The organism is Caballeronia sp. S22 (assembly GCF_964261745.1).
Lineage (GTDB): Bacteria > Pseudomonadota > Gammaproteobacteria > Burkholderiales > Burkholderiaceae > Caballeronia > Caballeronia jiangsuensis.
The window spans coordinates 600,120-626,819 of sequence record NZ_OZ180035.1; the positions used below are offsets into that span (position 1 = coordinate 600,120).

The window sequence follows — 26,700 nt, forward strand, 5'->3', positions numbered from 1 at the left end:
CAACAACCTCACCCCCGCGTGCCACGCGAAATCTCCGTCCCTGCATCATGCGCGAGCCGCGCGGTAATCGGCATCGAAAGAAAAGAGAACAACCCGACGACAACGAACGCAGGCCAGAAGTCGGACCATTGCACGCTCGCATGACCGTTCAGATATTGCGAGAGTTCGAGCGTGATCCCCGCGATGGTCACGCCAAGACCAAGCGACACCTGTTGCACGAAGCTGGCAAGGCTGGTCGCGCGCCCGACATCGCGCGTTTCGATCTCCGCATACGCGAGCGAGTTGAGGCTCGTGAACTGCAACGCAGGGAAGAAGCCTCCGAGCAGCACGACAGCCCAGATTACCCAGGTCGGCGTGCCGGGGAAGAACGAGCCGCACGCCGCGATGGCGATGCCCGACAGCGCCGCGTTATAGAAGAGCGTCTGACGGAAGCCGAAGCGATGCAGCACGCGCGACGCGAGCGAGCGCATGAACATGCCGCCGAACGCCGACGCGCAGGTGATCGCGCCGGACTTGAACGCGGTCATGCCGAGACCTTCCTGCAGCGCGAGCGGCAGAAGAAACGGCACCGCGCCGAGCCCGATGCGAAACATCGAACCGCCGAGGACGCTCGCCTGAAACGTCGGCACGCGGAAGAAGCGCAAGTCGAGCAGCGGCTTCTCCGAGCGGCGCGCGTGGATGCAGTACAGCACGACCATCAGCGCGCCGGCTACGCACATCGCGAATGCCGTGCGTTGCGGTATCAGTTCGCCGCCGACGAGCGAGAGCCCGAGCAACAGCAGCACGCCCGCGCTCGCGGAGAGGAAGAAGCCGAACCAGTCGAGCCGGCCCGGATGGTCCTCGTGCGAGTTGGCGATGTAGCGGTTGGTCAGATAGATGCCGGCGATGCCGATCGGAATGTTGATGAAGAAGATCAGGCGCCAGTGCAGATAGGTGGTGATGAAGCCGCCGAGCAACGGACCGACCGCGGGTCCGAGCATTGCGGGCACCGAGAGGTAGTTCATCGCGCGAATGAACTCCGAGCGGCGCACCGAGCGGAAGATGATGATGCGGCCGACCGGCACCATCATCGCGCCGCCGACGCCCTGGATGAAGCGCGCGACGGTGAAGGGGCCGAGCGACGTGGAGGCCGCGCAGAGCAGCGAGCCGACGACGAACACGCCGATAGCCGTACGGAACACGGCGCGTGCGCCGAAGCGGTCAGCGACCCAGCCGCAGATCGGTATGAAGACGCCGAGCCCGAGCACATAGCTCGTGACGGCGACTTTCAATGTGACGGGATCGCGTCCGAAGGCACGCGCCATTTCAGGAATCGCGGTGACGATCACGTTGGCGTCGACGCTTTCCATGAACATCGCGCACGCGACGATGAGAGGGGCAATGAAAGCTTTGACGGCAAGCGGCATGGTGAATCGCGATCAACTCTTGGCGGCAAGAGCGGCGATTATGGCACCGATATGGAGCAGTCGCTGAGCGATCGAAGCGCGTTGCGTGCTGCGATGAACATTGAACGAGGAGTGAAGAAACGATGGACCCGCTGGATCTGCAACGGCTCGTCACGCAGACGATGCCCTATGGCAAGTACAAGGATCGGCTCATCGCGGATCTGCCCGGTCACTATCTCGCGTGGTTCGCGCGTGAGGGTTTTCCAGAGGGCAAGCTCGGCAAGCTGCTCGCGTTGATGCATGAGATCGACCATAACAACCTGCGCTCGCTGCTCGATCCGTTGCGAGGCCGATGAGTTTTTTCGTCGAAACGGATCGCCGCGTAAACGCGCTATAGGTTGTATCGACACGTTTTGCAAGCACAAGATATTGTGGAAACAAGAGACGCCAAATGCTAAACTTCGGCAACGAATTCGAAGCACGCGGCAGGCAAGAGCAGGCGCCTCGACGTACTCGTCCGAGGGTGTTTCGAGTGACGCGGCGCGTGTTCGATGAACAGCATCGAAGCTCATCGAAGAGCGCGAGTGAAGGTAGCAAGCCGCTCGCTTCTCGACACATGTTTTGCATCGCATCGAGTGTCGTCGAGAGACATCGATCGATGAGCGAAGCGAGCCACGCTTCGATGCGTTCGAGATCGCACACTCGTCATCGCGCTCATGCTCGCAGCAAAACACGACGTGCTTCGCATCATGCATCGCACGTCGGCCGCAAAGCACCGTGGGACAAGGCTTTCAAGACATCGATGAAGCCACGCGCAAGCACGTTGCGATGCCTTCGAAGTCACTCGATCAGGACCGCTTCACACACGATTCAACAGATGTCGCATCGAGCTTCACACACACGGCTGCGAGCCAAGTGTTGTATGCAGGTAGCAACGTCGAATCTAAATCGCATGAAAACGAGAATTTTCATGAGCAAACTCTTTTATCGCTCATGAAAAGATGGTACAAACCGATCTAAATTGATGGTGAGAATTTATGCTCAACTGGGATGACGAGACCACTGCCGTAGCTCCCTCGAGCGCTTCGCAACAGAACACGTTGCGCAACGCTCAAGGCACGGCGCAATTCGCGCAAGCTCATCAAGCTACCCATCAGACTGCTCAGGCTAACTCGACGAACATCTTCTCCGATGGCTTCGTTCCGCCCGCAGCCGCTACACCGTCCGCCGGCGTGATCGCCGCGCAGAGCGAAGCGCGCGTCAATGTCGCCGACAAGCGCATCATCAACGGCAAGACCGACGTCAATCAGCTCGTGCCGTTCAAGTACAAGTGGGCGTGGGAGAAGTACCTCGCCGGCTGCGCGAACCACTGGATGCCGCAGGAAGTGAACATGTCGCGCGACATCGCCCTGTGGAAAGACCCGAACGGTCTCTCGGACGACGAGCGTCGCGTCGTCAAGCGCAACCTCGGCTTCTTCGTCACGGCGGACTCGCTCGCCGCGAACAACATCGTGCTCGGCACGTACCGTCACATCACCGCTCCGGAGTGCCGCCAGTTCCTGCTGCGCCAGGCCTTCGAAGAGGCGATCCACACGCACGCGTATCAGTACATCGTCGAATCGCTGGGTCTCGATGAAAGCGAGATCTTCAACGCGTATCACGAAGTCAAGTCGATTCGCGACAAGGACGAGTTCCTCATTCCGTTCATCCAGACGCTGACCGATCCGGCATTCACCACCGGCACGCTGGAAGCGGACCAGAAATTGCTGAAGTCGTTGATCGTGTTCGCCTGCATCATGGAAGGTCTGTTCTTCTATGTCGGCTTCACGCAGATTCTGGCGCTGGGTCGCCAGAACAAGATGACGGGCGCGGCGGAGCAGTATCAGTACATCCTCCGCGACGAGTCGATGCACTGCAACTTCGGCATCGACCTCATCAACCAGATCAAGCTCGAAGAGCCGCAACTGTGGACCGCCGAATTCAAGGCCGAGATCCGCGAGCTCTTCAAGGAGGCGGTGGAGCTCGAATATCGCTACGCTGAAGACACCATGCCGCGCGGGGTGCTCGGCCTGAACGCGTCGATGTTCAAGAGCTACCTGCGCTTCATCTGCAACCGGCGCTGCCAGCAGATCGGGCTTGACCCGCTCTTCCCGAACGAGGAAAACCCGTTCCCGTGGATGAGCGAAATGATCGACTTGAAGAAGGAACGCAACTTCTTCGAGACACGCGTGATTGAGTATCAAACCGGCGGCGCGCTGACCTGGGAATAATAAAAATCCAGGACGTGTTGCAGACGAAATCGATGGGACGGTCAGGCAGCAGCGTGTCGCTCACGCGCGCCTGATCGACAAGGTTTAGGAGAACGGTCGCCCGATGCAAAGTGCGCCTACTGACTTGGCGAGCCGATTATCGGCACGAATGAAAGACAGGCGTTTTGCGATCCCTTCAATGGGATGGGCAAACTTCCCCCCGGAAAATGCCAGCGGCATGCGCGCTGGCTCGATCAAGCGATGGCCGGCGCCGCGAAGATGCGGTGCTGACTCAATTTGGCGCGCGGTGCCTCGGGGCACGGCGCGCCTTGCCGTATTCATTAGCGTAAGCAGGTGGGATCAGCGTACGCCGATGAATAATCCGCTTCGTAGCGTGCGCTGTGAGAGGCGACGCGTGGGAAGCGGGTTTTGACGAAGGGTGTAGTTTGAACTGACTCTCATCTGAAAACCTGAAGGAGAAAAACCATGGCAGTTGCCAAGAAAAAACCCGCCGCCAAAAAGGCTGCAGCGAAGAAAGTCACCGCAAAGAAGGCCGCACCGGCGAAGAAGGTTGCCGCCAAGAAGGTCGCTGTGAAGAAGGTTGCAGCGAAGAAAGTAGCGGCCAAGAAGGTCGCGGCGAAGAAGGTTGCAGCAAAGAAAGTGGCAACCAAGAAAGTCGCAGCAAAGAAAGTAGCGGCGAAGAAGGTTGCAGCGAAGAAGGTCGCGGCGAAGAAGGCGCCTGCGAAGAAAGCCGCTGCGAAGAAAGTCGCGACCAAGAAGGTAGCCGCGAAGAAGGCCGCAGCCAAGAAGGCGCCTGCGAAGAAGGCCGCGGCGAAGAAGGCGCCCGCGAAGAAGGCCGCAGCGAAGAAGGCCGCTGCGAAAAAGGCTCCTGCGAAAAAGGCTGCTGCGAAGACCGCAGCCGCTGCGCCTGCCCCTGCTGCCGCTCCCGCTGCGAAGAAGGCCCCCGCGAAAAAAGCTCCGGCCAAGAAGGCCGCTGCTGCGAAGAAGACTACGGCTGCTGCTCCCGCAACGACGGCAACGACCGTATCGGCGCCTGCTCCGGCTCCGGCCGCTGCGGTCAAGACGGCGTTGAACCCGGCAGCGGCATGGCCGTTCCCGACGGGCAGCCGTCCGTAAGCTCTCGCAGTACGCGACACCCAGGCACAGCGCGCTGTGCCCTTAGTCCGGGTAAGCCTACCCGGCCTGAACCCGTCGCCGGAAATCTGGCGGCGGGTTTTTCGTTTCGGCGAACGAATTTCATCGCGCGCCTTCCGCTCGTTTCGCGCGGCCAAAGAAAAAGCGCATGCATCTTTCGATACATGCGCTCGCGCCGGACGACGTGCTCGCCTTGCGGCGGCTATTCGTCCGCCGAATACGTCAGTGCCGCCTCAGTTCAGTGAGTCACGCGCGTGACGCCGCCGCTCGACAGCAGACGCACCCGCTCGCCCGCCTGGAAGACTTCGCCGTTCGCGGTCTGCGTGATCGCGCGCATGTCGCCGTTATCGAGGCGCACGGTGATCTCCAGACCGTTCTTCATCGCGACGCTGTTCTCGACCGCGTTACCCGCAACAGCGCCGGCCAGCCCGCCGATGATGCCCGCGATGATCGAGCCATTGCCACCGCCGATCGCGCTGGCCGCCGCGACGCCGCCGAGCGCGCCGCCGCCGATTGTGCCGAGGCCGGTCGGCTGGCCGTTGTTCGAACTGATCTTCACGCCGCGCACGCTTTCGACGGTGGCCATGCGCACCGTTTCCTCGCGCTGCGCCTGCGACGCCGTATAAACGTCCGAAGAACTGCTGTTGTAGGCGCAGCCCGTCAGCGCGACCGAGCCGACGAGCGCCATTGCAAGCGCGATACGACTTACCGTTTTCATTCCTTCACTCCAATCACTCAGAACAGGCTGTTTCCGAAAGCCTGTTTGAAACGTTCTTCGATTTCGGCGCGCGTCGGCGCGTAGGTTTGCGGTCCCTGATGTTCGATTTTCAGCGAACCCATCAGACTCGCGAGACGACCCGTTTTCTCCCAGCCAAGCTTGTTTTCGATGCCGTACAGCAGGCCGCCGCGGAATGCATCTCCGCAGCCGGTCGGATCGACCACCTGATGCGCCTTCACGGAGGGAACGTCGAGCACGCCATCGTCATGATAGATCTGCGCGCCGTGTTCGCCACGTGTGACGACGAGGGCATCGACACGGCTCTTGATGTCTTCGATCGACCAGCCGGTCTTGTTGCTCAACAGCTTGGCTTCGTAATCGTTGACCGCCACGTAGGTGGCGAGTTCAATCATGCGACAAAGTTCGACACCGTCGAGAATCGGCAGTCCCTGACCCGGATCGAACACGAACGGCACGCCGGCGCGGGCCAGTCCTTCGGCGTGTTCGCGCATGCCTCGCGCGCCGTCGGGGGCGACGATGCCGAGCGAGATGCCGCGCGTTTCATCGGCGCGGTTCAGGTGCGATTCCATCATCGCGCCGGGGTGGAACGCGGTGATCTGGTTGTTCGCGAGATCGGTGGTGATGAAGCATTGCGCCGAGTGCTGATCGGGCAGCACGCGCACGTATTCCGTCGACAGACCGAGCGCGTCGAGCCGGTCGACGTAGAGCTGCGAATCCGCCGCGCCGAGCGTGGCCATGATCTTCGGATCGCCGCCCAGGAGCTTCAGCGCATAGGCGATATTGCCCGCGCAGCCGCCGAAGTTGCGCCGCATCGTCGGCACCAGGAAGCTGATGTTCAGCATGTGCACCTGATCCGGCAGGATATGGTCGCCGAAGCGGCCCTGGAAGGTCATGATGTTGTCGTAGGCGAGCGAGCCGCAGATGAGCGTAGCCAAGGCGAACGTCCTTAAGAATAGGTGCCGAGGAAAAAATGCGCATACGAGGCGCGGCGAGCTTTTCCCCGCGCCTCGTATGCGCGGACCGCTCCGGTCGAGAGCGGTCCGCCGAAAGAATTACTTCAGTGCGGCGAGCGCTGCGTCGTAATTCGGCTCGTTCTTGATTTCAGGCACGAGCTCCGAGTGCAGCACTTTGTTGTTCTCGTCCAGAACAACCACCGCGCGGGCCGTCAGGCCCTTGAGCGGGCCGCTCGTCACGTCGACGCCGTACGCTTGCGCGAACTCGTGGCCGCGGAACGTCGAGGCCGTCACGACGTTTTCGATGCCTTCGGTCGTGCAGAAACGCTTCGCCGCGAACGGCAGGTCGCCCGAAACGACGACCACCACCGTGTTGTTCAGGCCGGCGGCTGCTTCGTTGAACTTGCGCGTCGAGGTGGCGCAGGTCGGCGTGTCGAGGCTCGGCACGATGTTCAGCACCTTGCGCTTGCCCGCGAAGTTCGCGAGCTTGATGTCGCCGAGATCGGCGCCGACGAGCGTGAATTCGGACGCTTGCTGGCCTGCGCCCGGAAAGGTGCCGCTGACGTCGATGGGATTGCCGCCGAGGGTAACTTGACTCATGTTGCGCTCCAGAGAATTGTCAGATGCTGACGGGAAAATCGCGCGTGCCGAGCCGTGAGGGCAGGGACGCGCGTCGTGTGGCACTCGGTTCGGAGCCTTGCGCGCGATGAACGGCGCGAGGCCGTGATCACGGATAAAAGACCTGAACCCGGTAATTCGCGGCGACCGCGTCGCCGGTATCCAGCCGGACGACGACCGGCTGCGCGCTTTGCGGCGGAAGGCCGACGGCGAATATCGTACCCGCTCGCGCGTAATCTTGCGGCCAGAGCACGCGACGGATCGCGACGTTGTTCTTGTCGTCGAGCAGTGTGAGTTCGAGCGCCGGATACGCAAGCGCGACATCCAGCCGATTGCGCAGCGACAGCTTCAATTCGAGCTTGTGCGGACCGTCGACCTGACGCAGACCGGAGCTCTCGATCTGCAATCCGTCGATGTCGCGCGGCGGCGAGATCGTGCAGCCGATCTGATCGCAGACGTCCGAATAGAGCGCGTGCGAGGCGGGCACAAAGACCATCACGGATTCGCGTTGCCACCACGCGAGTTGCACGAGCAACAGCAACGCCAGCAGCACGGCGACGATGATGCCCACGACGCGCATGGCTTTCCCCGAGCCGACACGCGCCGGCGCGCGCAACTCTCGCTGCTCGCGCGATTCGCGGATGACCGGAAACGCTTCGTTCGCGCTGACACGGCGAACCGGCGCGGGCGGTTTCTTGCCGACGAAGCCCGGTTCCGCGTCGTCGCGCCATGCGGGTGCCGCGGGCGGTTCCGGCGTCGGCTGCACGGGCGGTGTGTCCTGCTCATGAACCGGTCCGATGAACGGCTCGGCGCGATCGTCGACAGGAGCGAACGGCGCAACGGGCGCGACGGGCGGCTCGCCGAGCGGCGCATCGACGCCGCCTTGCGCGGAATTCGCGGCATCGGCATGCGGCGCGCCCACGCGGATGAACTGCTTCAGGCGTCCCGCTTCGCCGGGCAGCGCGGACGGCTCGTTCGCGGCATCGGATGGCGCCGGCTCCGTGCGCGGCGGCGTAGGCCGCGTTTGCCCCGAGGCACCCGCGAACGCGGGGGAATCGCCGTAGATCGTGCGCTCGCTATCCACGCCGGAGGGTTTGGCGCCCGCCGGCAGAGAAGGCGTAGCGGCATGTCTTGCCGGCCCGGTTGCGTTGAGATCGAGATTGCGCGGTGCGAAGGGCCGCGGTTTCAGCGGAGCGTCGGGCAAGGCCGTCACGTGCGTCGGCGCATCGGGAGCGGGGCCGGCGCCCGAACTGGTCGTGGGGCCGACGGCGACATCATCGTCGATGATCGCGGCATGCTGAGCGACACTTGCCGCAGCCGGTTCATCGGGAAGCTCGAAGCGATGATGCGCGGCATCGAAAACTTCCTGGCAGTGGCCGCAGCGCACGCGGCCGTCGTGCGGCGCGAGCAGGTGCGGGTCCAGCTTGAACACGGTTTCGCAGTGAGGGCAGCGGGTTGCCAGCGCCATATAGAAGTGCCGTTGGCCTGACGGCCTATTCGTGGAAGATGGCGCTATTCTAAAGGCTTTCGCGCCGCGTTCCCGCGAGGCATACCCAGCCTTCGTGCTCGCGCCAGACGCCGATGTCGATCCACTTGGCATAGACCGCCGCGACCTCGTCGGCCTGCCGTGCGAGCACGCCCGACAGCGCGATTCTGCCGCCCGGCTTCACCTTCGCGGACAGCATCGACGCCATCAGCTTGAGCGGATTCGAGAGGATGTTCGCGACGACGATATCGAATTCGCCGGCGGGGCACGCGTCGGGCAAACCGTAGGTCACGTCCGCGCGATTGCGCTCGCTGTTCTGACGCGCCGACTCGACCGCCTGAGGATCGATGTCGATGCCCACGACCGGGTCCGCGCCGCACTTCTTCGCGAGAATCGCGAGGATGCCGGAGCCGCAGCCGTAGTCGAGCAGCGATTGCCCCGGACGCACGGATTGCTCCAGCCATTCCATGCACAGGCGCGTAGTCGGATGGCTGCCGGTGCCGAATGCGAGCCCCGGATCGAGTTCGAGCACGAGCGCGCTCGGGTCGGGCGCGTCGTGCCACGAAGGCACGACCCAGATACGCTCGCCGATGGAAATCGGATCGAACTGCGCCTGCGTGAGACGCACCCAGTCCTGTTCCTCGACGTCGCGCACGGTGAAAGAGGGCGTCGCCGCCAGGCCGATTTCGTTCGCGGCCGCGGCGAGCAGCACGTCGGGATCGGCGTCCTCGGCGAGCAACGCCACGACGCGCGAGCGGTTCCACGCACGCTTCTCGGGCACGAGCCCCGGCTCGCCGAAGAGCGGCTGCTCGTCGGGCGTGTCGGCGTCGGCGTCCTCGACGGACACCGACAAGGCGCCGACGTCAAGCAGCGCGTCCGACAGCGCTTCCGCGTGCTCGCGATCCAGCTCGGCGATCAATTCCCGGTAACTCATGCTCGTGTCTCGTGCTCTCTTGCTTCGCTGTGCTTCAGGACTCTTCGGCGACCGCCGCCTGACGCGCGGCCAGCTTGTTCTCGAGATAGTGGATGCTCGTGCCGCCTTCGACGAACTTCGCGTCGATCATCATCTCGCGATGCAGCGGAATGTTGGTCGAGATGCCTTCCACGACCATTTCCGACAGCGCGATGCGCATGCGGTTGATCGCCTGCTCGCGCGTCGCGCCGTAGGCAATCAGCTTGCCGATCATCGAATCGTAGTTCGGCGGAACGAAATAGCTCGCGTACGCATGCGAATCCACGCGGATGCCCGGGCCGCCCGGCGTATGCCAAGACGTGATCCGTCCCGGCGACGGCGTGAACTTGAACGGATCTTCCGCGTTGATCCGGCATTCGATCGCGTGGCCGCGGAACTGGATGTCCTTCTGGCGGATCGACAGCTTTTCGCCCGCCGCGATGCGAATCTGTTCCTGAACGATATCGACGCTCGTGATGAGTTCCGTCACCGGATGCTCGACCTGAACGCGCGTGTTCATCTCGATGAAGTAGAACTCGTTGTTCTCGTACAGGAACTCGAAGGTGCCCGCGCCGAGATAGCCCATCTTCTTGCAGGCGTCGGCGCAGCGGTCGCCGATACGCTCGATGAGACGTCGCGCGATGCCCGGCGCCGGCGCTTCCTCGATCACCTTCTGGTGACGACGCTGCATCGAGCAGTCACGCTCGCCGAGCCAGATCGCGTTGCGGAACGAATCCGACAGCACCTGGATCTCGATGTGGCGCGGATTTTCGAGGAACTTCTCCATGTACACCTGCGGGTTGCCGAAGGCGCGGCCCGCTTCCTCGCGCGTCATGTTGACCGCGTTGACGAGCGCCGCTTCCGTGTGCACCACGCGCATGCCGCGCCCGCCGCCGCCGCCCGCCGCCTTGATGATGACGGGGTAGCCGACCGTGCGCGCAATCTTCACGATCTCGCGCGGATCATCCGGCAATGCGCCTTCCGAACCCGGCACGCACGGCACGCCGGTCTTGATCATCGTTTGCTTGGCGGTGACCTTGTCGCCCATCAGGCGGATGGTCTCGGGACGCGGACCGATGAACGTGAAGCCCGATTGCTCGACGCGCTCGGCGAAATCGGCATTTTCGGAGAGGAAGCCGTAGCCGGGATGGATGGCTTCGGCGTCGGTGACTTCGGCCGCGCTGATGAGCGCCGGCATGTTCAGGTACGAGAGGTTGGATGGCGCCGGTCCGATGCAGACGGCTTCGTCGGCCAGCCTGACGTACTTCGCTTCCTTGTCGGCTTCCGAGTAGACGACAACTGTCTTGACGCCCAGCTCGCGGCACGCGCGCTGGATGCGAAGCGCGATTTCGCCGCGGTTCGCAATGAGAATTTTTTCAAACATAGTGGGTCGGCTCATCAACGGGCTCGCGCGAGCGGCCCTCGGGGATCCAATCGGCGGCGCGCTTCTCGACGGATCGATGCTGCTCTGCGCGCCGGCGCGGTGAAGCTGTGCGACGGCGATGCAGACCGCATCCGCCGCACGGCCCGATGCGCCTTCAGTCGCCGATCACGAAGAGCGGCTGGCCGTATTCGACCGCCTGTCCGTTCTCGACGAGGATTTCCTTCACGACGCCGGCCTTATCCGATTCGATTTCGTTCAAGAGCTTCATCGCTTCGATGATGCACAGGGTCTGGCCTTCCTTCACCGTATCGCCGACCTGGATGAACGGGTCCGCGCCCGGCGACGGCGCGCGGTAGAACGAGCCGACCATCGGCGAGGTCACGATGTGACCTTGCGGCACGGCTGCCACCGGCGCGGCCGCTGCGGCCGGCGCACCTTCTCCCGCGCCCGCGAAGTGCGGCGCGGCCGGCGCCTGCATTTGCGGCGCGTACTGTTGCGGCGCCTGCATGTAGACAGGCGCGGCGTTCTTGACGATGCGAACCTTGCCTTCGCCTTCCGTCACTTCCAGCTCCGAGATGCCGGATTCCGAGACGAGGTCGATCAGCGTTTTCAGTTTACGAAGGTCCATCGAAAAATCCCCTTTCAATACTTGGAGACCGGGGTTGCCCGGTGCTTGACTTGATTTGTGGGTGTTCTGAACTGCTCAGCCGCGAGCCTGCGCGGCCAGCAGGCCGACGCGCGCACGCACTCCCGCGCCCGTGCAAGCGCCGACGGAAACGACGGCGGCGGAATCGGTCGGCACACCGCGGGCGTTCATGTCGAACGCTTCGGCGTGGTCGCTTTGATGTGCGCGCCCGAACTGCCAGCGCACGACGCCTGCGGATGCCCTGCGGCGACCGTCATCGTTTTCACGGATGTCGGACTTGACGGCGAGGTGGCCACGCGGCACCGGCAGAGTTGTCATAGTCGCTTCGGGTTGTGCGGAATTCGGCGCACTTTAGCGCCGTTTAGAGAATTTTGTCTAGTTTTCCCGTGCGGCGCCTTCCGAAACTGTGGGACAAATTACCGCTCCACGCCGCATGACCGACTCAATTTCCCGCAAGATCGGTGTACTGTACCCTAACTTGCGGCTTACTTAATGCAAGTCGCAGCCTACAGACAGCGAATTTTTACAGGCTGTCGAGTGTGTGCTTCAACTCCGCCGGATCGACTTCGCCCAGTTTTGTCGAGCGGATCTGCCCCTTCGCGTCGATCACGACCGTGAAAGGCAGGCCGCCCGCGTTATTGCCGAAGCTACGCGCAAGATCCGCGCCGCCGAAACCGGTGACATAGACGGGATACGCGACCTGCACCTTTTTCAGGAAGTCGTTGACGTTCTTCTCGCTATCCACGCCAAGTCCGATGAACTTGATGCCTTTCTTCTCGTAGTCGCGCTGCATGGCGGAGAGTGTGGGCATTTCCTTCACGCACGGTCCGCACCACGACGCCCAGAAATTGACGACGACCGGTTTGCCCTTGAACGACGCGAGCGGCACGGACGTGCCCGAAGCGCCCGGCGGCGTTGCTTTCCAGAGCTGATCGACGGCGTTCCCGCTCGCCGGGGTCGCGGCGACGCTATCGCCGCCGGTAAATACGTGACCCGCGTAAAAGCCGCCGACGGTCGCGGCGACCGCGACCACGAGGGCCGCCAGAATGCGTATGCTTTTCATGAGCGTCCAGAGAAAAGATCAGCCGCCGATTTCCAGCGGCGGGGCATCATCGCGATGATCGAGCAGCGTGCGCACCGCCGCGGCGTTCGCGCGCGCAAGGCGTCCGCGACCGTCCGCGCGCACGGCGCCACGGAGATCATCGGTGCCGTAGAGCGCAATGTGTACGCCGGTCGGCTCCTCGTTGCGCACCCGATGAAGAAAACTCAGCGTCTCGACATAGCCGCGACCGGCGAAATGCCGCGTTTCCGACACGTCGTACTGTATGTTTGCGTTCAGCAGGTAAATCGCGACTTCCTTCGGATTGTCGCAAAAGCATTGCAGATGGACATCGGAATGCTCGCCCGCCGTGCCGTTGAGCACCGCGCCCGTCAGATACGGGTCGAAGGGTTTCAGGCGTTCCATCCATTCGAGTGCGACTTCGCGCATGCGCCGCAGCACGACCGGCTGGCTCTCGCTCTGGAAAATGGCCTGATATTCGCGGATTTCCTCTTCGATCTGATCGTTATCGGGCAGAAACTCGCCGCCGATCTTCGCCTCGCCGACGACCTGCCGCGCAGCCTTGCGCTTGGCGGTCGAGTAGTCGAGCCCGTCCTCGGCGATCATTCTCGCGGCGGCAATCGCGATTTCCTCGCGCACGCGCTGCGGATCGAAATGTGATTTGCGAACCATGCCGGAATGATACTAGATAAGCTCGGACGGCCCTTTTGCGGACTCGGTGCGGCACGCTCGCGCCAGCGAAAGAGCGCCAGGCGTGCTCGGTTACAATATGCGCCTTCAGGCGCCTTTCTGCACGGGTTTGCCCACGAACGGCGCCGTTCCTGTTTTTGCATCTCAATCGCCCGCGCGGCGCGACACGGTTTATGCACATCCACATCCTCGGCATCTGCGGCACCTTCATGGGCGGACTGGCCGTTCTGGCGCGCGAGGCGGGCCACAAGGTCACCGGCTGCGACGCAGGCGTCTACCCGCCGATGAGCACGCAGCTCGAAGCGCAGGGCATCGAGTTGATCGAAGGTTACCGCGTCGAGCAACTCGCGCTCGAACCGGACTTATTCGTCATCGGCAATGTCGTGACGCGCGGCAATCCGCTGATGGAAGCCATTCTCGATCGCGGGCTGCCATATACGTCCGGCCCGCAGTGGCTCGGCGAGCACGTGCTGAACGGTAAATGGGTGCTCGCCGTCGCGGGTACGCACGGCAAGACCACGACGAGCTCCATGCTTGCGTGGCTGCTCGAAGACGCGGGCATGAACCCCGGCTTTCTGATCGGCGGCGTGCCGCTCAATTTCGGCATCTCGGCGCGTCTGACCGATTCGAGCTTCTTCGTCATCGAAGCCGACGAGTACGACACCGCGTTTTTCGACAAGCGCTCGAAGTTCGTCCACTATCGGCCGCGCACGGCGGTGCTCAACAACCTCGAATTCGATCACGCCGATATCTTCCCCGATCTCGCCGCCATCGAAACGCAATTCCATCACCTTGTTCGCACCGTGCCGGGCGTCGGGCGCATCGTCACGAACGGGCGCGAGACCGCGCTCGAACGCGTGCTGACGCGCGGCTGCTGGTCGGGCGTCGAGCGCTTCGGCGTCGACGGCGGCTGGCAGGCGTTGCCCGTCGAGCAGGGCGCGACCGTCGATGAGCATTTCGCCGTGTACTGGGAGGGCGAGCGGCAGGGCGTCGTCGACTGGCAGGTGCAGGGCGAGCACAACCGCATGAACGCGCTCGCGGCGATCGCGGCGGCGCGCTCGGTCGGCGTGCCGGCGGCGCAATCGGTCAAGGCGCTTTCTAGCTTCCGCAACGTGAAGCGGCGCATGGAAGTGAAGGGCAGCGTGGACGGCGTCACCGTCTACGACGACTTCGCGCATCATCCGACCGCGATCGACACCACCGTCGCCGGATTGAGGACGCGAATCGGCGATGCGCGCATCCTCGCCGTGCTGGAGCCGCGCTCCAACACGATGAAGCTCGGCACGATGAAGGCGCAATTGCCCGCGAGTCTCGCAAGCGCGGATCTGGTATTCGGCTACGGCGCGCGTGAAGGCCGCGACAAGCTCGGCTGGGATCTCGCCGAGGCGCTGTCTCCGCTCGGCGACAAGGCGCGGGCATTCAACGAGATCGAACCTCTGGTGAAGGCGGTCACGGCCGCCGCGCGCCCCGGCGACCACGTGCTCGTGATGAGCAACGGCGGCTTCGGCGGCGTCCATCAGAAGCTGCTCGACGCGCTATCCGCGCGTGGCGCGGGAGGACATTCGTGATTCTCTATCTGCACGGCTTTCGCTCGTCGCCCGAATCCTTCAAGGCGCGCGTGATGCACGCGCGTCTCGCGGAACTCGGGCGGCTCGGCGAATGGCAGTGCCCGATGCTGCCGGTGTCGCCGTTCGATGCCGTCGCGCTGGCGGAATCGCTCGTCGCGGACGAGAAGCCGGGCGATGTGACCGTCGTCGGCAGTTCGCTCGGCGGCTACTACGCGACGTATCTTGCCGAGAAACACGGCTGGCGCGCCGTGCTGCTCAATCCGGCGGTGATGCCCGATCGCGATCTGAGCCACTATCTCGGCGAGCAGCCGTTGTGGCACGGCGACGGCAGCATCACCGTATTGCCGAGTCATCTGGACGAACTGCGCGCGCTCGCGATCGACTCGATCACGCGGCCGGAGCGCTACTATCTGATCGCGGCGACGGGCGACGAAGTGCTCGATTACCGCACGATGCTCGACCACTATCCCGGCGTGCGGACCACGCTGATTCAGGGCGGCGATCACGCGATCAGCGACTTCCCGGCCTATCTCGCCGATGTCATCGCGTTTTGCGATCAGGCGCCGCCACCGCTCGTCGCGCCGGCGGCGGCGTGAGCACGCGGCGTCACACCAATTCAACCACCGGCGCAAATCACGCGGCCCGGTCCACCGTCTTACGAGAGTATTGAGTGAACGTTTTCTTCGAGGAATCGGGTAGTTTCAAGGCCGGATCGGTGTTGTCCAAGCAGGGCGACGCGTTCCAAGTCGAGTTGCCGGGCGGGCGGCGCGCCAAGGTGCGCGCGAAAGACGTGCTGATCGAATTCGACAAACCCGCGGCCGGCGACCTGATGCAGGAAGCCGACGCCATCGCGCAGGAAATCGATCTCGACTTTCTGTGGGAATGCGCGCCCGAAGACGAATTTCCGTTCGCTGCACTTGGCGCGGACTATTTCGGCGACAAATTCGGTCCGACCGAACGCGCGGCGCTCGTGCTGCGCATGCACGGCGCGCCGGTCTATTTCCGACGCAAGGGGCGCGGCCAGTATCAGCGCGCGCCGCAGGAACAATTGCAGATGGCGCTCGCAGGGCTGGAGCGCAAGCGTCAGCAGGCGCTCGTGCAGCAGGGTTACGAAGACGACCTGAAGGCGGGCAAGCTGCCCGACGCGCTGAAGGACAAGGCGCTCGGCCTGCTCACGAAGCCCGACAAGAATTCCATCGAGTACAAGGCGCTCGAAGCAGCGGCGGCCGCGCGCGGCATTTCGCAGGCGCGGCTGATGCTCGAATGCGGCGGCATCGCGTCGCCGCGCGCGTTGCACGAGGCGCGCTTTCTGTCGGAATACTTTCCGCACGGCACCGGCTTTCCGTCGGTGCAGCCGGGTCCGTTGCCCGAAGATTTGCCGGAAGCGAATGTCGAAGCCTTTTCCATCGACGACGTCACCACGACCGAAATCGACGACGCCTTCTCCGTCCAGCATCTCTCCGATGGCCGCGTGCGCGTGGGCATCCACATCGCGGCGCCGGCGCTCGGCATCACGCGCGGCGACATGATCGATGCGATCGCGCGCGGGCGTCTCTCCACGGTCTACATGCCCGGCGACAAGATCACGATGCTGCCGGACAACGTCGTGGATGTGTTCACGCTCGGCGAAGGCGGGCTGCGTCCGGCGCTGTCGCTGTACATCATCGTGAATCGCGAAACGCAGGAAATCGTCGCGACGGAAACGCGCGCCGAACGCGTGTTCGTGAAGAGCAATCTGCGCCACAACCATCTCGATGCGTTCGTCACCGAGGAAAGCCTCGCCGCCGGCACGGGCGATTACGCGCACAAGGCGGATATCGCGGTGCTGTGGCCGCTCGCGCAGGCGCTCTTCGAAAAGCGTCAGCAGGCGCGTGCGAGTTACGGTCTCAAGCGCGAAGTGCAGCGCAACAACGACTTCAATTTTTATGTCGATGGCGAGCACATCACGATCACGCCGCGCCGTCGCGGTTCGCCGCTCGATCTGATCGTCGCGGAACTCGCGATTCTCGCTAATTCGTCGTGGGGCGCATTCCTCGACGATCACGGCGTGCCGGGCATCTATCGCTCGCAGCGCGGCTTCGGCGGTCCCGGTCCGAAGCGCACGCGCATGCAGACGACGCCCGCGCCGCACGAAGGGCTGGGCGTCGCGCAATATGCGTGGAGCACGTCGCCGCTGCGCCGCTACGTCGATCTCGTCAATCAATGGCAACTGCTCGCGTGCGTGCAGCACGGCGTGACGGCCAAGCTCGCCGCGCCGTTCAAGCCGAAGGACGCGGATCTGTTCGCCGTCGTGCAGGGCTTCGACGACACCTACACCGCGTACGCCGATCATCAGCGCCGCATGGAGTATTTCTGGTGTCTGCGCTGGCTGAAGCAGGAGAACCGGAAGCAGGTTCCTGCGTCGGTCATCAAGGACGATCTCGTCCGGCTCGAAGAAATTCCGCTGATCCTGCACGTGCCGGGCCTCGGCGTGCATGCGCGCGGCACGCGTCTGATGCTGGAAGTCGTGTCGATCGATGAACTGACCGTCGAGGCGTCGTGCCGTCTGCTGCACGTCATCGATGCGCCGTCCGCGAGCGCGCCGGTGGAGGAAGAGGAAGCCGAAGAGGAGATCATCGAGACCGACGATCTTTCCGCCGAAAGCGAAGCCGAAGCGCAGGCGGAAGCGTCGGCGGAACAGCCACAACCGGAAACGCCGGACAACGCGCAGGAACCGACGCCATGAAAGATCAGTACGCGGTGATCGGCAATCCGATCGAGCACAGCAAATCGCCGTGGATTCACGCGAAGTTCGCCGAGCAGACCGGCGAGCCTGTCGAATACGGGCGCATTCTCGGGCCGCTCAACGGCTTCGAGCGTGAGGTGAAGAACTTCGTCGCGTCGGGCGGACGCGGCATGAACGTCACGGTGCCGTTCAAGCTCGAAGCGCACGCGCTCGCGGATTCGCTGTCGCCGCGCGCGGCGGCGGCGGGCGCGGTGAACACGCTGGCCTTCGGTCCCGATGGCGTGCGCGGCGACAACACCGATGGCGTCGGCCTCGTGCGCGACATCGAGGTGAATCTCGGCGTGAGCCTGAAGGGCGCGCGCATTCTGCTGCTCGGCGCGGGCGGCGCGGCACGCGGCGTCGTGCTGCCGATCTTCGATCGCGCACCGGCGGCGCTCACGATCGTCAATCGCACGGCGGCGAAGGCGCATCAGCTCGTCGAGCAGTTCGCGCAAAACGCGGCCGAATGCGGCGTGCGCTTCGCGGGCGGCGGCGCCGACAGCGCGGAAGCGGGCCGCTACGACGTGATCGTCAACGCGACCGCGGGCAGCCTCGACGCAGCCTTGCCCGATTGCGACGACAGCGCGTTCGGCGCGGGCACGCTCGCCTACGACATGATGTACGGCGCGCAACCGACCGTCTTCATGCAGCACGCGTCGAAGCTCGGCGCGCGCGCATCGGACGGCCTCGGCATGCTGGTCGAGCAGGCCGCCGAATCGTTCTTTATCTGGCGCGGCGTGCGCCCGGACGGCGGCGCGGTGCTGCGCGAATTGCGCCAGACGCTCGCAGCCAAAGCCTGATATGACCACCGCGCCGATCGGGAGCCGCGCGCCACGCGTGCACAAGGCGGTGCGTCTCGGCCCGGCGCGATGGATCCTGTACGGCGTGTCGGTGCTCGGCATCGCATTCATTGCGACGCAACTCTACTTCTTCGCGCAGATCGGCATCTGGACGGTCGTGAATCCCGGCCCGACGGCCTTCATGCGCTCCGATGCATGGACGCTCGCGAAGACGCATCCCGGCGTGTCGCTGCAGCGCACCTGGGTGCCGTACGACCAGATTTCGCGCAACCTGAAGCGCGCGATCATCGCGTCGGAAGATGCCAACTTCGTCAACAACAACGGCTACGAAACCGACGCCATTCTTCAGGCGTGGGAGAAGAACAAGGCGCGCGGAAAAATCGTCGCGGGCGGTTCGACCATTTCGCAGCAGCTCGCGCGCAATCTCTTTCTGTCGCGCGAGAAGAGCTATGTGCGCAAGGCGGAGGAGCTCGTCATCACGTGGATGCTCGAATTCTGGATGGACAAGGAACGCATCTTCGAGATCTATCTGAATTCGGTCGAGTGGGGCAACGGCGTGTACGGCGCGCAGGCGGCGGCGCAGTATTACTACAAGACGTCGGCGGCGAATCTGTCGGTCGGACAGAGCGCGCGGCTCGCTGTGATGCTGCCGCGGCCCAAGTATTTCGACGATCATCGCAACGCGCCGTATCTGTCGCAGCGTTCACGCGTCATCGCGCGCCGAATGGGTGCGGCGGAGTTGCCGCAATGAAATTCAGTTTGCGAAACTAAACAATGTAAAGCCCTGATATATCAGGGCTTTTTTGTGTTTGGAGTGCTATCGGCGGTCAGATTTTCTCCCATTATCTGAGCATGACGATCACATATTGAATAATTTGAAGAGCCCGAACTACAATCCGACCAAAGCCTGAACGGCACATGCGAGCGACGACCGGAGAGACTCTGCGGCGCGCACGACCAGAACAACGGAGACACGTCATGCACTCGATCGCCTGTCCGCGCTCGCGGGCCTCTTCACACGATTCGCACGTTCGTCCGGCAGTGCGCGCCACGGCGCCCGCTAGCGCCAGCCGACGCGCATCGTGATCGAGAACCGCGCCATGACCAAATTCCAGAACCCTGAAACCGATGCCGCCGAAGCGCAATCCGCGCACGCGAGCGGCCCGAACGTGAAGCGCAACGGCGCAAGCGGGACGAAGCACACGCCCGATCCCGATGCGATCGCATTGCCGAGCGCGCTTGTCGATGTCACGCCGCAGCAGGCCGGCACGCAAACGCTCCTGCGCGGTCTCGCAATTCTCGAAGCCGCCGCGAACGGCGCGCGCGATCTGCGCTCGTTCGGCGCGGCGCTCGGCACGACGCGCAGCACGACGCATCGGCTCGTCAGCTCGCTCGTGCAGGCGCGCTATCTTCGCCAGGTGCAGGGCGGCTATCTGCTCGGGCCGAAGCTCATCGAACTGGGCACGATCGCGCTCGAACAGATGCCGCTCACGGCGGTCGCGCGCCCGCATCTGCAAGTGCTTGCGGAACACACGCACGACACCATTCACCTCGGCGTGCGCGACGGCGACGACGTCCTCTACATCGACAAGATTCCCGGCACGCGCGGCCTGGAGATGCGCTCGCGCGTCGGGCATCGCATGCCGCTCGCATCGACGGGCATCGGCAAGGCGATGATGCTCGACCTCGAATCGAACACGTGGAAAAAGCTGCTCGAAGCGTCGCATCGCGTGCTCGCGAAAACGAGCTTCAAGCCCGACAACCGCCCTGACTTCGACACCTTCCTGCAGCGCATGACGCGTTATTCGCAAGGCGGCTTCACGTTCGATCTCGAAGAAAACGAGGCATCGATCCGCTGCGTCGCCGCGCCGGTGCGCGATGCGTCGGGCGCGATCGTCGCGGCCTTGTCGGTGGCGAGCACGATTCCCTATATGCCGCATGAACGCATGGAAGAACTGATTCCGGTCGTGCAGCGCGAGGCGCGCGCGATTTCCGAGGAACTTGGCTGGCGCGCCCCGCTGGCGGCCCGCAGGATCAAGCGATGAACGCATCTGTTTCCACGCCCGCGCTCATCGCGCTCGACTGGGGCACGACATCGCTGCGCGCCTATCTGCTGGGCGCGGACGGCGCCGTGCTCGACACGCGCGCATCGCCGGCCGGCATCATGAATCTGCCCGCGGGCCGCTTCGATCAGGCGTTCGAGGAAACCTGCGGCGCGTGGCTCGATGCGCATGCGACGCTTGCCGCGCCGTTGCCCGTCATCGCGGCGGGCATGGTCGGCAGCGCGCAGGGCTGGGTGGAAGCGCCGTACGTCGAAACGCCAGCCGGCGCGGATGCGCTCGTCGCGGGCATCGTCACGGTGAAGGCGGCGCGTGGCGTCGAGGTGCATGTCGTGCCGGGCGTGCTGGAGCGCGGCGTGTTGCCCAACGTGATGCGCGGTGAAGAGACGCAGATTTTCGGGGCGCTGGCGAGCGAGCCGTCGCTCGGAACGTCGGGCGGCGCGCTGATCGGCCTGCCGGGCACGCACGCGAAATGGGCGTTCGTGAGCGACGAGCGCATCGAGCGCTTCTACACCTTCATGACGGGCGAGACCTTCGCTGCGCTGCGCGATCACTCGATTCTCGGCCGCACGATGCAGCCGGGCGCGTCGCACGACGAGCAGGCGTTCATTCGCGGCGTCGATACGGCGCGCGATGCCGGTCACGCAGGCGTGCTTGCAACGATCTTCACCACGCGCACGCTCGGCCTCACCGGTCAGCTGACGGGCGAGCAGCAGCCGGATTATCTGTCGGGGCTGTTGATCGGCCACGAGCTGCGCGGCCTGAACGAAGTGCTCACGCGCGAACGATCCGCGCTCGCGGGCAAGACCTTGCGCCTGATCGGCAACGACGCGCTCTGCGACCGCTATCGCGCCGCGCTCGCGCGCTTCGGTTGCCACGACGCGCCGACCGTCGCGCAGGCCACCGAGCGCGGCCTTTATCGAATTGCAGCGCGCGCCGGGCTCGTCGCCGCGCCCGTGCGCACGGCCTGAAAAGGAGTCGACACAATGCAGCCTCCCATCAATTTGCCCGCGCCGTACGGCATGCACGGCGGTCTCGCGAAGGCGTTCGCCGCGTGCCCGCTGATCGCGATTCTGCGTGGCGTGACGCCGGCCGATGCCGCCGATCAGGGCCGCGCGCTGTACGAAGCGGGCTTTCGCATCGTCGAAGTGCCGCTCAATTCGCCGCAGCCGTTCGACAGCATCGCGGCGATCCGTCAGGCGCTGCCCGCCGATGCGATCGTCGGTGCGGGGACCGTGCTGCATCCGAGTTACGTCGACAGCGTGAAAGCCGCCGGCGGCGAACTCATCGTGATGCCGCACAGCGACGCCGATGTCGTGCGCGCCGCGAAGGCGCAAGGTCTCGCGTGCGCGCCGGGTGTCGCGACGCCGAACGAGGCGTTTCTCGCGCTGAAGAACGGCGCGGACGTGCTGAAGATGTTCCCCGCTGAGCAACTCGGCCCGACCGTGACGAAGGCATGGCGCGCGGTGATCGCGCAGCAAGTGCCGCTCGTGCCGGTCGGTGGCATTTCTCCGGACAACATGGGCCCGTTTTTGAGCGCGGGCGCGAACGGCTTCGGCCTCGGCTCCGCGCTGTACAAGCCGGGCCAGAGCGCGGAAGTGACCGCGTCGCACGCGAAGGCGTTCATCGACGGACTCGCGAAAGCGCGAGGCGAAATCAAATGAACCGGCTCGCCGGCAAAGTGACGATGGTCACGGGCGCGGGACGCGGCATCGGCGCGGCGATCGCGCTGGCGTTCGCGCGCGAGGGCGCGTCGGTGGCGCTGGCGGAACTCGATATCGAAACGGCGCGCGCGACGGCCGAACGCATTTCGTCGGAAGTGAGCGGCGCGCGCGTGATCGCGGTGCAGACCGACGTGACGCAGAGCGCGCAGGTGAAAGAGGCCGTCGGGCATATCGAAGCTTCGCTGGGACCGCTCGACGTGCTCGTGAACAACGCCGGCATCAACGTGTTCTGCGATCCGCTCACGATGACCGACGACGACTGGCGCCGCTGTTTCGCCGTCGATCTCGACGGCGTGTGGAACGGCTGCCGCGCGGTGCTGCCGGGCATGGTCGCTCGCGAGCGCGGCAGCATCGTGAATATCGCGTCGACGCACGCTTTCAAGATCATTCCCGGCTGCTTTCCGTATCCGGTGGCGAAGCACGGCGTGATCGGACTGACGCGCGCGCTCGGCATCGAATACGCGCCGAACAACGTGCGCGTGAATGCGATCGCGCCGGGTTACATCGAAACGCAATTGACGCTGGATTGGTGGGATTCGCAAGCCGATCCGAAGGCCGCGCGCCAGGCGACGCTCGATCTTCAGCCGATGAAGCGTATCGGCCAGCCGCAGGAAGTCGCGATGACGGCGGTGTTCCTCGCATCGGACGAGGCGCCGTTCATCAACGCGAGCTGCATCACGGTCGATGGCGGGCGCTCCGCTCTCTATCACGACTAGGCACAAAAGAATGACGCACTGGCCGCGGTGCGACATCACGACAACAAGACGCGGCCACACACCTTCGTAGCGCCCGCATACGGGCATCTTTGAGATAACGGAAAAAGTCGGGAGACAAAAGATGAAACGCAGACTGTTCCTCACGCTGATCGCCGCGGCCACGGCCACGAGCGCGTCCATGATCGCGGCGCCCGTCGCGCAGGCCGCCGACGACGTCAAGATCGGCTTCCTCGTGAAGCAGCCGGAAGAACCGTGGTTCCAGGACGAGTGGAAATTCGCCGAAATGGCCGCGAAGGAGAAGGGCTTCACGCTCGTGAAGATCGGCGCGCCGTCGGGTGAAAAGGTGATGAGCGCGATCGACAACCTCGCCGCGCAAAAGGCGCAGGGCTTCATCATCTGCACGCCGGATGTGAAGCTCGGGCCGGGCATCGTCGCGAAGGCGAAGGCCGACAAGCTCAAGATGATGACGGTCGATGACCGCCTCGTCGACGGTTCGGGCAAGCCGATCGAAGCCGTGCCGCACATGGGCATTTCGGCCTACAACATCGGCAAGCAGGTCGGCGACGGCATCGCCGCCGAAATCAAGAAGCGCGGCTGGGACATGAAGGATGTCGGCGCGATCGACGTGACCTACGAGCAACTGCCGACCGCGCATGACCGCACGAGCGGCGCGACCGATGCGCTCGTCGCCGCGGGCTTCCCGAAGGCGAACATCGTCGCCGCGCCGCAGGCGAAGACCGACACCGAGAACGCGTTCAATGCCGCGAACATCGCGCTCACGAAGAACCCGCAGTACAAGCACTGGGTTGCCTACGCGCTCAACGACGAGGGCGTGCTCGGCGCCGTGCGCGCGGCGGAAGGGCGCGGCTTCAAGGCGGACAACATGATCGGCATCGGCATCGGCGGTTCGGACTCGGCGTTGAACGAGTTCAAGAAGCCGAATCCGACGGGCTTCTACGGCACCGTCATCATCAGCCCGAAGCGCCACGGCGAAGAGACGTCCGAGCTGATGTACGCGTGGATCAAGGACGGCAAGGCGCCGCCGCCGCTCACGCTCACGACCGGCATGCTGGCTACGCGTGAGAACGTGGCCTCGGTCCGCCAGCAAATGGGTCTGGCGTCGAACTAAAAGTGCAATGGCGGGCCGCGTCTCGACGATGCGGCCCGCAAGAAACCAGGAGGCGATGTGTCAGCGACGCTGCGTTTTGACAATATCGGCAAGGTGTTTCCAGGCGTGCGCGCGCTCGACGGCGTGTCGTTCGACGTCAACGCCGGCGAAGTTCACGGCTTGATGGGCGAGAACGGCGCGGGTAAATCGACCTTGCTCAAGATTCTCGGCGGCGAGTATCAGCCCGATTCGGGGCGCGTGCTCATCGACGACAACGAAGTACATTTCGCGAGCGCGGCGGCTTCGATCGCGTCGGGCATCGCGGTGATTCACCAGGAATTGCAGTACGTGCCGGACCTGACCGTGTCCGAGAACCTGCTGCTCGGCGCGCTGCCGAACCGGCTCGGCTGGGTCGACAAGCGCGCGGCGAAAGCGCACGTGCGCGAGCGGCTGACGGCGATGGGCGTCGATCTCGATCCGAACGCGAAGCTGCGCAAGCTGTCGATCGCGCAGCGGCAGATGGTGGAAATCTGCAAGGCGCTGTTGCGCAACGCGCGCGTGATCGCGCTGGATGAACCAACGAGTTCGCTGTCGCATCGCGAGACGGAAGTGCTGTTCAAGCTCGTGCGCGATCTCAAGGCGGACAACCGCGCGTTGATTTACATCTCGCATCGCATGGACGAGATTTACGAGTTGTGCGACGCGTGCACGATTTTCCGCGACGGCCGCAAGATCGCGTCGCATCTGGCGCTTGCGGACGTGCCGCGCGAAACGCTCGTGCAGGAAATGGTCGGCCGCGAAATCAGCGACATCTACGACTATCGCGCGCGGCCGCTGGGCGAGGTGCGTTTTGGGGTGAAGAACGTGCTGGGTGACGCATTGAGCGCGCCCGTGAGCTTCGAGGTGAAGCGCGGCGAGATCGTTGGTTTCTTCGGTCTGGTCGGCGCGGGCCGCAGCGAACTGATGCATCTCGTCTACGGCGCGGACAAGAAGAAGGACGGCACGATCACGCTCGACGGCCAGCCGATCAAGGTTCGCAGCACCGGCGAGGCGATCCGCCACGGCATCGTGCTGTGTCCGGAGGATCGCAAGGAAGAAGGCATTGTCGCGATGGCGACGGTCGCGGAGAACATCAACATCTCGTGCCGCCGTCACTATCTGCGCGGCGGGTTGTTTCTCGATCGCAAGAAGGAGGCGCAGACGGCCGAGCGCTTCATTCAGCTTCTGAAGATCAAGACGCCGAGCCGCAAGCAGCGCATCCGCTTTTTGTCGGGCGGCAATCAGCAGAAGGCGATTCTTTCGCGCTGGCTCGCGGAGCCGGATCTGAAGGTCGTGATTCTCGACGAACCGACGCGCGGCATCGACGTCGGTGCGAAACATGAAATCTATAACGTGATCTATCAGCTCGCCGAGCGCGGCTGCGCGATCGTGATGATTTCGTCGGAGTTGCCGGAAGTGCTCGGCGTGTCCGACCGGATCGTCGTGATGCGGCAGGGGCGGATCGCGGGCGAACTGCCGCGCGACAGGGCGAATGAACAGGCGGTGCTGAGTCTCGCGCTGCCGCAGAGCGATAGCGTCGCCGAAGCGGCGTAAGGACAAGAGGAGCGAATCATGGAAGCAAGAGAAAACATCGTGGGGCAGGCGACCGAGACCGTCGCGAACGCGCTGATCCCGCAAAAGAACGACAAGCAGAAGTGGTGGCAACAGATCACGGAATACAGCCTGATTGTGATCTTCGTCGTCATGTTCCTGACGATGTCGCTGACCGTCGATCACTTCTTCTCGATCGAGAACATGCTCGGTCTGGCGTTGTCGATCTCGCAGATCGGCATGGTCGCGTGCACGATGATGTTCTGTCTCGCGTCGCGCGACTTCGACTTGTCGGTCGGTTCGACGATCGCGTTCGCCGGCGTGCTCTGCGCGATGGTGCTCAACGCGACCGACAACACCGCGATCGCGATCGTCGCGGCGGTGGCGGCGGGCGCGGTGATCGGCTTCGTGAACGGCGCGGTGATCGCCTATCTGCGCATCAACGCGCTGATCACCACGCTGGCGACGATGGAGATCGTGCGCGGGCTCGGGTTCATCGTGTCGCACGGGCAGGCGGTGGGTGTTTCGTCGGATACGTTCATCGCGCTCGGCAGTTTGTCGATGGTCGGGATTTCCCTGCCTATCTGGGTGACGCTTGCGTGCTTCATCGTTTTTGGCGTATTGCTCAACCAGACGGTGTATGGACGTAATACATTGGCGATCGGCGGGAATCCTGAAGCGTCGCGGCTCGCGGGTATCAATGTCGAGCGCACGCGGGTTTGGATCTTTTTGATTCAGGGCGCGGTGACGGCGCTGGCGGGTGTCATTCTCGCTTCGCGGATCACTTCGGGGCAGCCGAATGCTGCTCAGGGTTTTGAGCTGAACGTGATTTCGGCTTGCGTGCTGGGGGGCGTTTCGCTGCTCGGCGGCCGGGCGACGATTTCGGGTGTCGTGATCGGGGTGCTGATTATGGGCACGGTCGAGAACGTCATGAATCTTTTGAATATCGATGCGTTCTATCAGTACCTCGTGCGGGGGGCGATCTTGCTCGCTGCCGTGTTGCTCGATCAGTTGAAGAATCGTGGGTCGAGGGATTGAGGGTTTTTGGTTTTA

The 26,700-nt window shown here is 63.9% G+C and carries 26 protein-coding genes and 1 pseudogene; 16 read left to right on the forward strand and 11 right to left on the reverse strand.

The annotated features are described in order from the left end of the window. Positions 1–8: 8 nt before the first annotated feature. The gene (locus ACEN42_RS02880) at positions 9–1,406 is read right to left on the reverse strand and encodes an MFS transporter (protein WP_238212806.1); all 1,398 of its coding nucleotides are present in this window, start codon (positions 1,404–1,406) and stop codon (positions 9–11) included. Positions 1,407–1,528: 122 nt separating this feature from the next. Between ACEN42_RS02880 and ACEN42_RS02885 the strand changes: the two genes are divergently transcribed. From ACEN42_RS02885 to ACEN42_RS02900, 4 genes and pseudogenes are all read left to right on the forward strand, one after another. After that, on the forward strand, positions 1,529–1,741 hold the full coding sequence (locus ACEN42_RS02885; protein WP_250484151.1) for a DUF3820 family protein: 213 nt from the start codon (positions 1,529–1,531) through the stop codon (positions 1,739–1,741). A 681-nt stretch (positions 1,742–2,422) separates the two neighbouring features. Further along, entirely contained in the window at positions 2,423–3,655 is a 1,233-nt protein-coding gene (locus ACEN42_RS02890; protein WP_187606080.1) for a ribonucleotide-diphosphate reductase subunit beta, read from the forward strand. A 103-nt stretch (positions 3,656–3,758) separates the two neighbouring features. Further along, positions 3,759–4,089: pseudogene (locus ACEN42_RS02895) on the forward strand (hypothetical protein). Positions 4,090–4,120: 31 nt separating this feature from the next. Further along, the gene (locus ACEN42_RS02900; RefSeq protein ID WP_035507757.1) at positions 4,121–4,771 is read left to right on the forward strand and encodes a histone H1-like DNA-binding protein; all 651 of its coding nucleotides are present in this window, start codon (positions 4,121–4,123) and stop codon (positions 4,769–4,771) included. 256 nt (positions 4,772–5,027) lie between these two features. On the opposite strand, the gene ACEN42_RS02905 is transcribed toward ACEN42_RS02900, so the two are convergent. The 10 genes from ACEN42_RS02905 to ACEN42_RS02950 form a co-directional block, all read right to left on the reverse strand. Further along, complete coding sequence (locus ACEN42_RS02905; RefSeq protein WP_035507755.1) at positions 5,028–5,507, reverse strand: glycine zipper 2TM domain-containing protein; 480 nt, start codon at positions 5,505–5,507, stop codon at positions 5,028–5,030. Positions 5,508–5,524: 17 nt separating this feature from the next. Then, the gene (locus tag ACEN42_RS02910) at positions 5,525–6,463 is read right to left on the reverse strand and encodes a carbohydrate kinase family protein (protein WP_035507752.1); all 939 of its coding nucleotides are present in this window, start codon (positions 6,461–6,463) and stop codon (positions 5,525–5,527) included. Positions 6,464–6,580: 117 nt separating this feature from the next. Then, positions 6,581–7,081, reverse strand: a complete 501-nt coding sequence (gene tpx, locus ACEN42_RS02915; protein WP_035507749.1) for a thiol peroxidase — start codon at positions 7,079–7,081, stop codon at positions 6,581–6,583. A 127-nt stretch (positions 7,082–7,208) separates the two neighbouring features. After that, complete coding sequence (locus tag ACEN42_RS02920; RefSeq protein ID WP_371880581.1) at positions 7,209–8,531, reverse strand: DUF3426 domain-containing protein; 1,323 nt, start codon at positions 8,529–8,531, stop codon at positions 7,209–7,211. 85 nt (positions 8,532–8,616) lie between these two features. Continuing rightward, on the reverse strand, positions 8,617–9,519 hold the full coding sequence (gene prmA / locus ACEN42_RS02925; protein ID WP_035507744.1) for a 50S ribosomal protein L11 methyltransferase: 903 nt from the start codon (positions 9,517–9,519) through the stop codon (positions 8,617–8,619). A 34-nt stretch (positions 9,520–9,553) separates the two neighbouring features. Continuing rightward, positions 9,554–10,921, reverse strand: a complete 1,368-nt coding sequence (accC, locus tag ACEN42_RS02930; RefSeq protein WP_035507740.1) for an acetyl-CoA carboxylase biotin carboxylase subunit — start codon at positions 10,919–10,921, stop codon at positions 9,554–9,556. Between the two features lie 154 nt (positions 10,922–11,075). After that, the gene (gene accB / locus ACEN42_RS02935; protein WP_187606077.1) at positions 11,076–11,549 is read right to left on the reverse strand and encodes an acetyl-CoA carboxylase biotin carboxyl carrier protein; all 474 of its coding nucleotides are present in this window, start codon (positions 11,547–11,549) and stop codon (positions 11,076–11,078) included. 75 nt (positions 11,550–11,624) lie between these two features. Continuing rightward, on the reverse strand, positions 11,625–11,885 hold the full coding sequence (locus tag ACEN42_RS02940) for a hypothetical protein (protein WP_250484147.1): 261 nt from the start codon (positions 11,883–11,885) through the stop codon (positions 11,625–11,627). A 205-nt stretch (positions 11,886–12,090) separates the two neighbouring features. Further along, positions 12,091–12,630, reverse strand: a complete 540-nt coding sequence (locus tag ACEN42_RS02945; protein WP_371880582.1) for a TlpA family protein disulfide reductase — start codon at positions 12,628–12,630, stop codon at positions 12,091–12,093. Positions 12,631–12,648: 18 nt separating this feature from the next. Further along, the gene (locus tag ACEN42_RS02950; protein WP_187606074.1) at positions 12,649–13,299 is read right to left on the reverse strand and encodes a UDP-N-acetylmuramate--alanine ligase; all 651 of its coding nucleotides are present in this window, start codon (positions 13,297–13,299) and stop codon (positions 12,649–12,651) included. A gap of 149 nt (positions 13,300–13,448) precedes the next feature. Between ACEN42_RS02950 and mpl the strand changes: the two genes are divergently transcribed. From mpl to araH, 12 genes are all read left to right on the forward strand, one after another. After that, positions 13,449–14,885 carry a UDP-N-acetylmuramate:L-alanyl-gamma-D-glutamyl-meso-diaminopimelate ligase gene (gene mpl, locus ACEN42_RS02955; protein WP_371881053.1) on the forward strand — a complete coding sequence of 479 codons (1,437 nt, stop codon included), beginning with the start codon at positions 13,449–13,451 and terminating at the stop codon, positions 14,883–14,885. Then, on the forward strand, positions 14,882–15,481 hold the full coding sequence (locus tag ACEN42_RS02960; protein WP_238212797.1) for a YqiA/YcfP family alpha/beta fold hydrolase: 600 nt from the start codon (positions 14,882–14,884) through the stop codon (positions 15,479–15,481). Before mpl ends, ACEN42_RS02960 begins: the two co-directional genes overlap by 4 nt. 74 nt (positions 15,482–15,555) lie before the next feature. Continuing rightward, positions 15,556–17,610 (forward strand): ribonuclease catalytic domain-containing protein, encoded by a 2,055-nt coding sequence (locus ACEN42_RS02965; protein ID WP_371880583.1) that lies wholly within the window; start codon positions 15,556–15,558, stop codon positions 17,608–17,610. Next, entirely contained in the window at positions 17,607–18,449 is an 843-nt protein-coding gene (gene aroE, locus ACEN42_RS02970) for a shikimate dehydrogenase (RefSeq protein WP_238288282.1), read from the forward strand. Before ACEN42_RS02965 ends, aroE begins: the two co-directional genes overlap by 4 nt. 1 nt (position 18,450) lies before the next feature. Then, positions 18,451–19,200 carry a monofunctional biosynthetic peptidoglycan transglycosylase gene (mtgA, locus tag ACEN42_RS02975; protein WP_187606069.1) on the forward strand — a complete coding sequence of 250 codons (750 nt, stop codon included), beginning with the start codon at positions 18,451–18,453 and terminating at the stop codon, positions 19,198–19,200. A 349-nt stretch (positions 19,201–19,549) separates the two neighbouring features. After that, a complete protein-coding gene (locus ACEN42_RS02980; RefSeq protein WP_187606068.1) occupies positions 19,550–20,494 on the forward strand; it encodes an IclR family transcriptional regulator in 945 nt (314 codons plus the stop codon). Beyond that, positions 20,491–21,480 carry a 2-dehydro-3-deoxygalactonokinase gene (locus ACEN42_RS02985; protein WP_238212793.1) on the forward strand — a complete coding sequence of 330 codons (990 nt, stop codon included), beginning with the start codon at positions 20,491–20,493 and terminating at the stop codon, positions 21,478–21,480. The genes ACEN42_RS02980 and ACEN42_RS02985 overlap by 4 nt, the downstream gene beginning before the upstream one ends. A gap of 15 nt (positions 21,481–21,495) precedes the next feature. Continuing rightward, positions 21,496–22,173: a 2-dehydro-3-deoxy-6-phosphogalactonate aldolase gene (locus ACEN42_RS02990; protein ID WP_371880584.1), complete on the forward strand. Its 678-nt coding sequence runs from the start codon at positions 21,496–21,498 to the stop codon at positions 22,171–22,173. Further along, on the forward strand, positions 22,170–22,949 hold the full coding sequence (locus ACEN42_RS02995; protein ID WP_371880585.1) for an SDR family oxidoreductase: 780 nt from the start codon (positions 22,170–22,172) through the stop codon (positions 22,947–22,949). The genes ACEN42_RS02990 and ACEN42_RS02995 overlap by 4 nt, the downstream gene beginning before the upstream one ends. A 121-nt stretch (positions 22,950–23,070) precedes the next feature. Then, the gene (locus tag ACEN42_RS03000; protein WP_035507702.1) at positions 23,071–24,078 is read left to right on the forward strand and encodes an arabinose ABC transporter substrate-binding protein; all 1,008 of its coding nucleotides are present in this window, start codon (positions 23,071–23,073) and stop codon (positions 24,076–24,078) included. Between the two features lie 57 nt (positions 24,079–24,135). After that, complete coding sequence (araG, locus tag ACEN42_RS03005) at positions 24,136–25,650, forward strand: L-arabinose ABC transporter ATP-binding protein AraG (RefSeq protein ID WP_371880586.1); 1,515 nt, start codon at positions 24,136–24,138, stop codon at positions 25,648–25,650. Between the two features lie 18 nt (positions 25,651–25,668). Then, the gene (araH, locus tag ACEN42_RS03010) at positions 25,669–26,685 is read left to right on the forward strand and encodes an L-arabinose ABC transporter permease AraH (RefSeq protein WP_187606063.1); all 1,017 of its coding nucleotides are present in this window, start codon (positions 25,669–25,671) and stop codon (positions 26,683–26,685) included. Positions 26,686–26,700 lie beyond the last annotated feature (15 nt).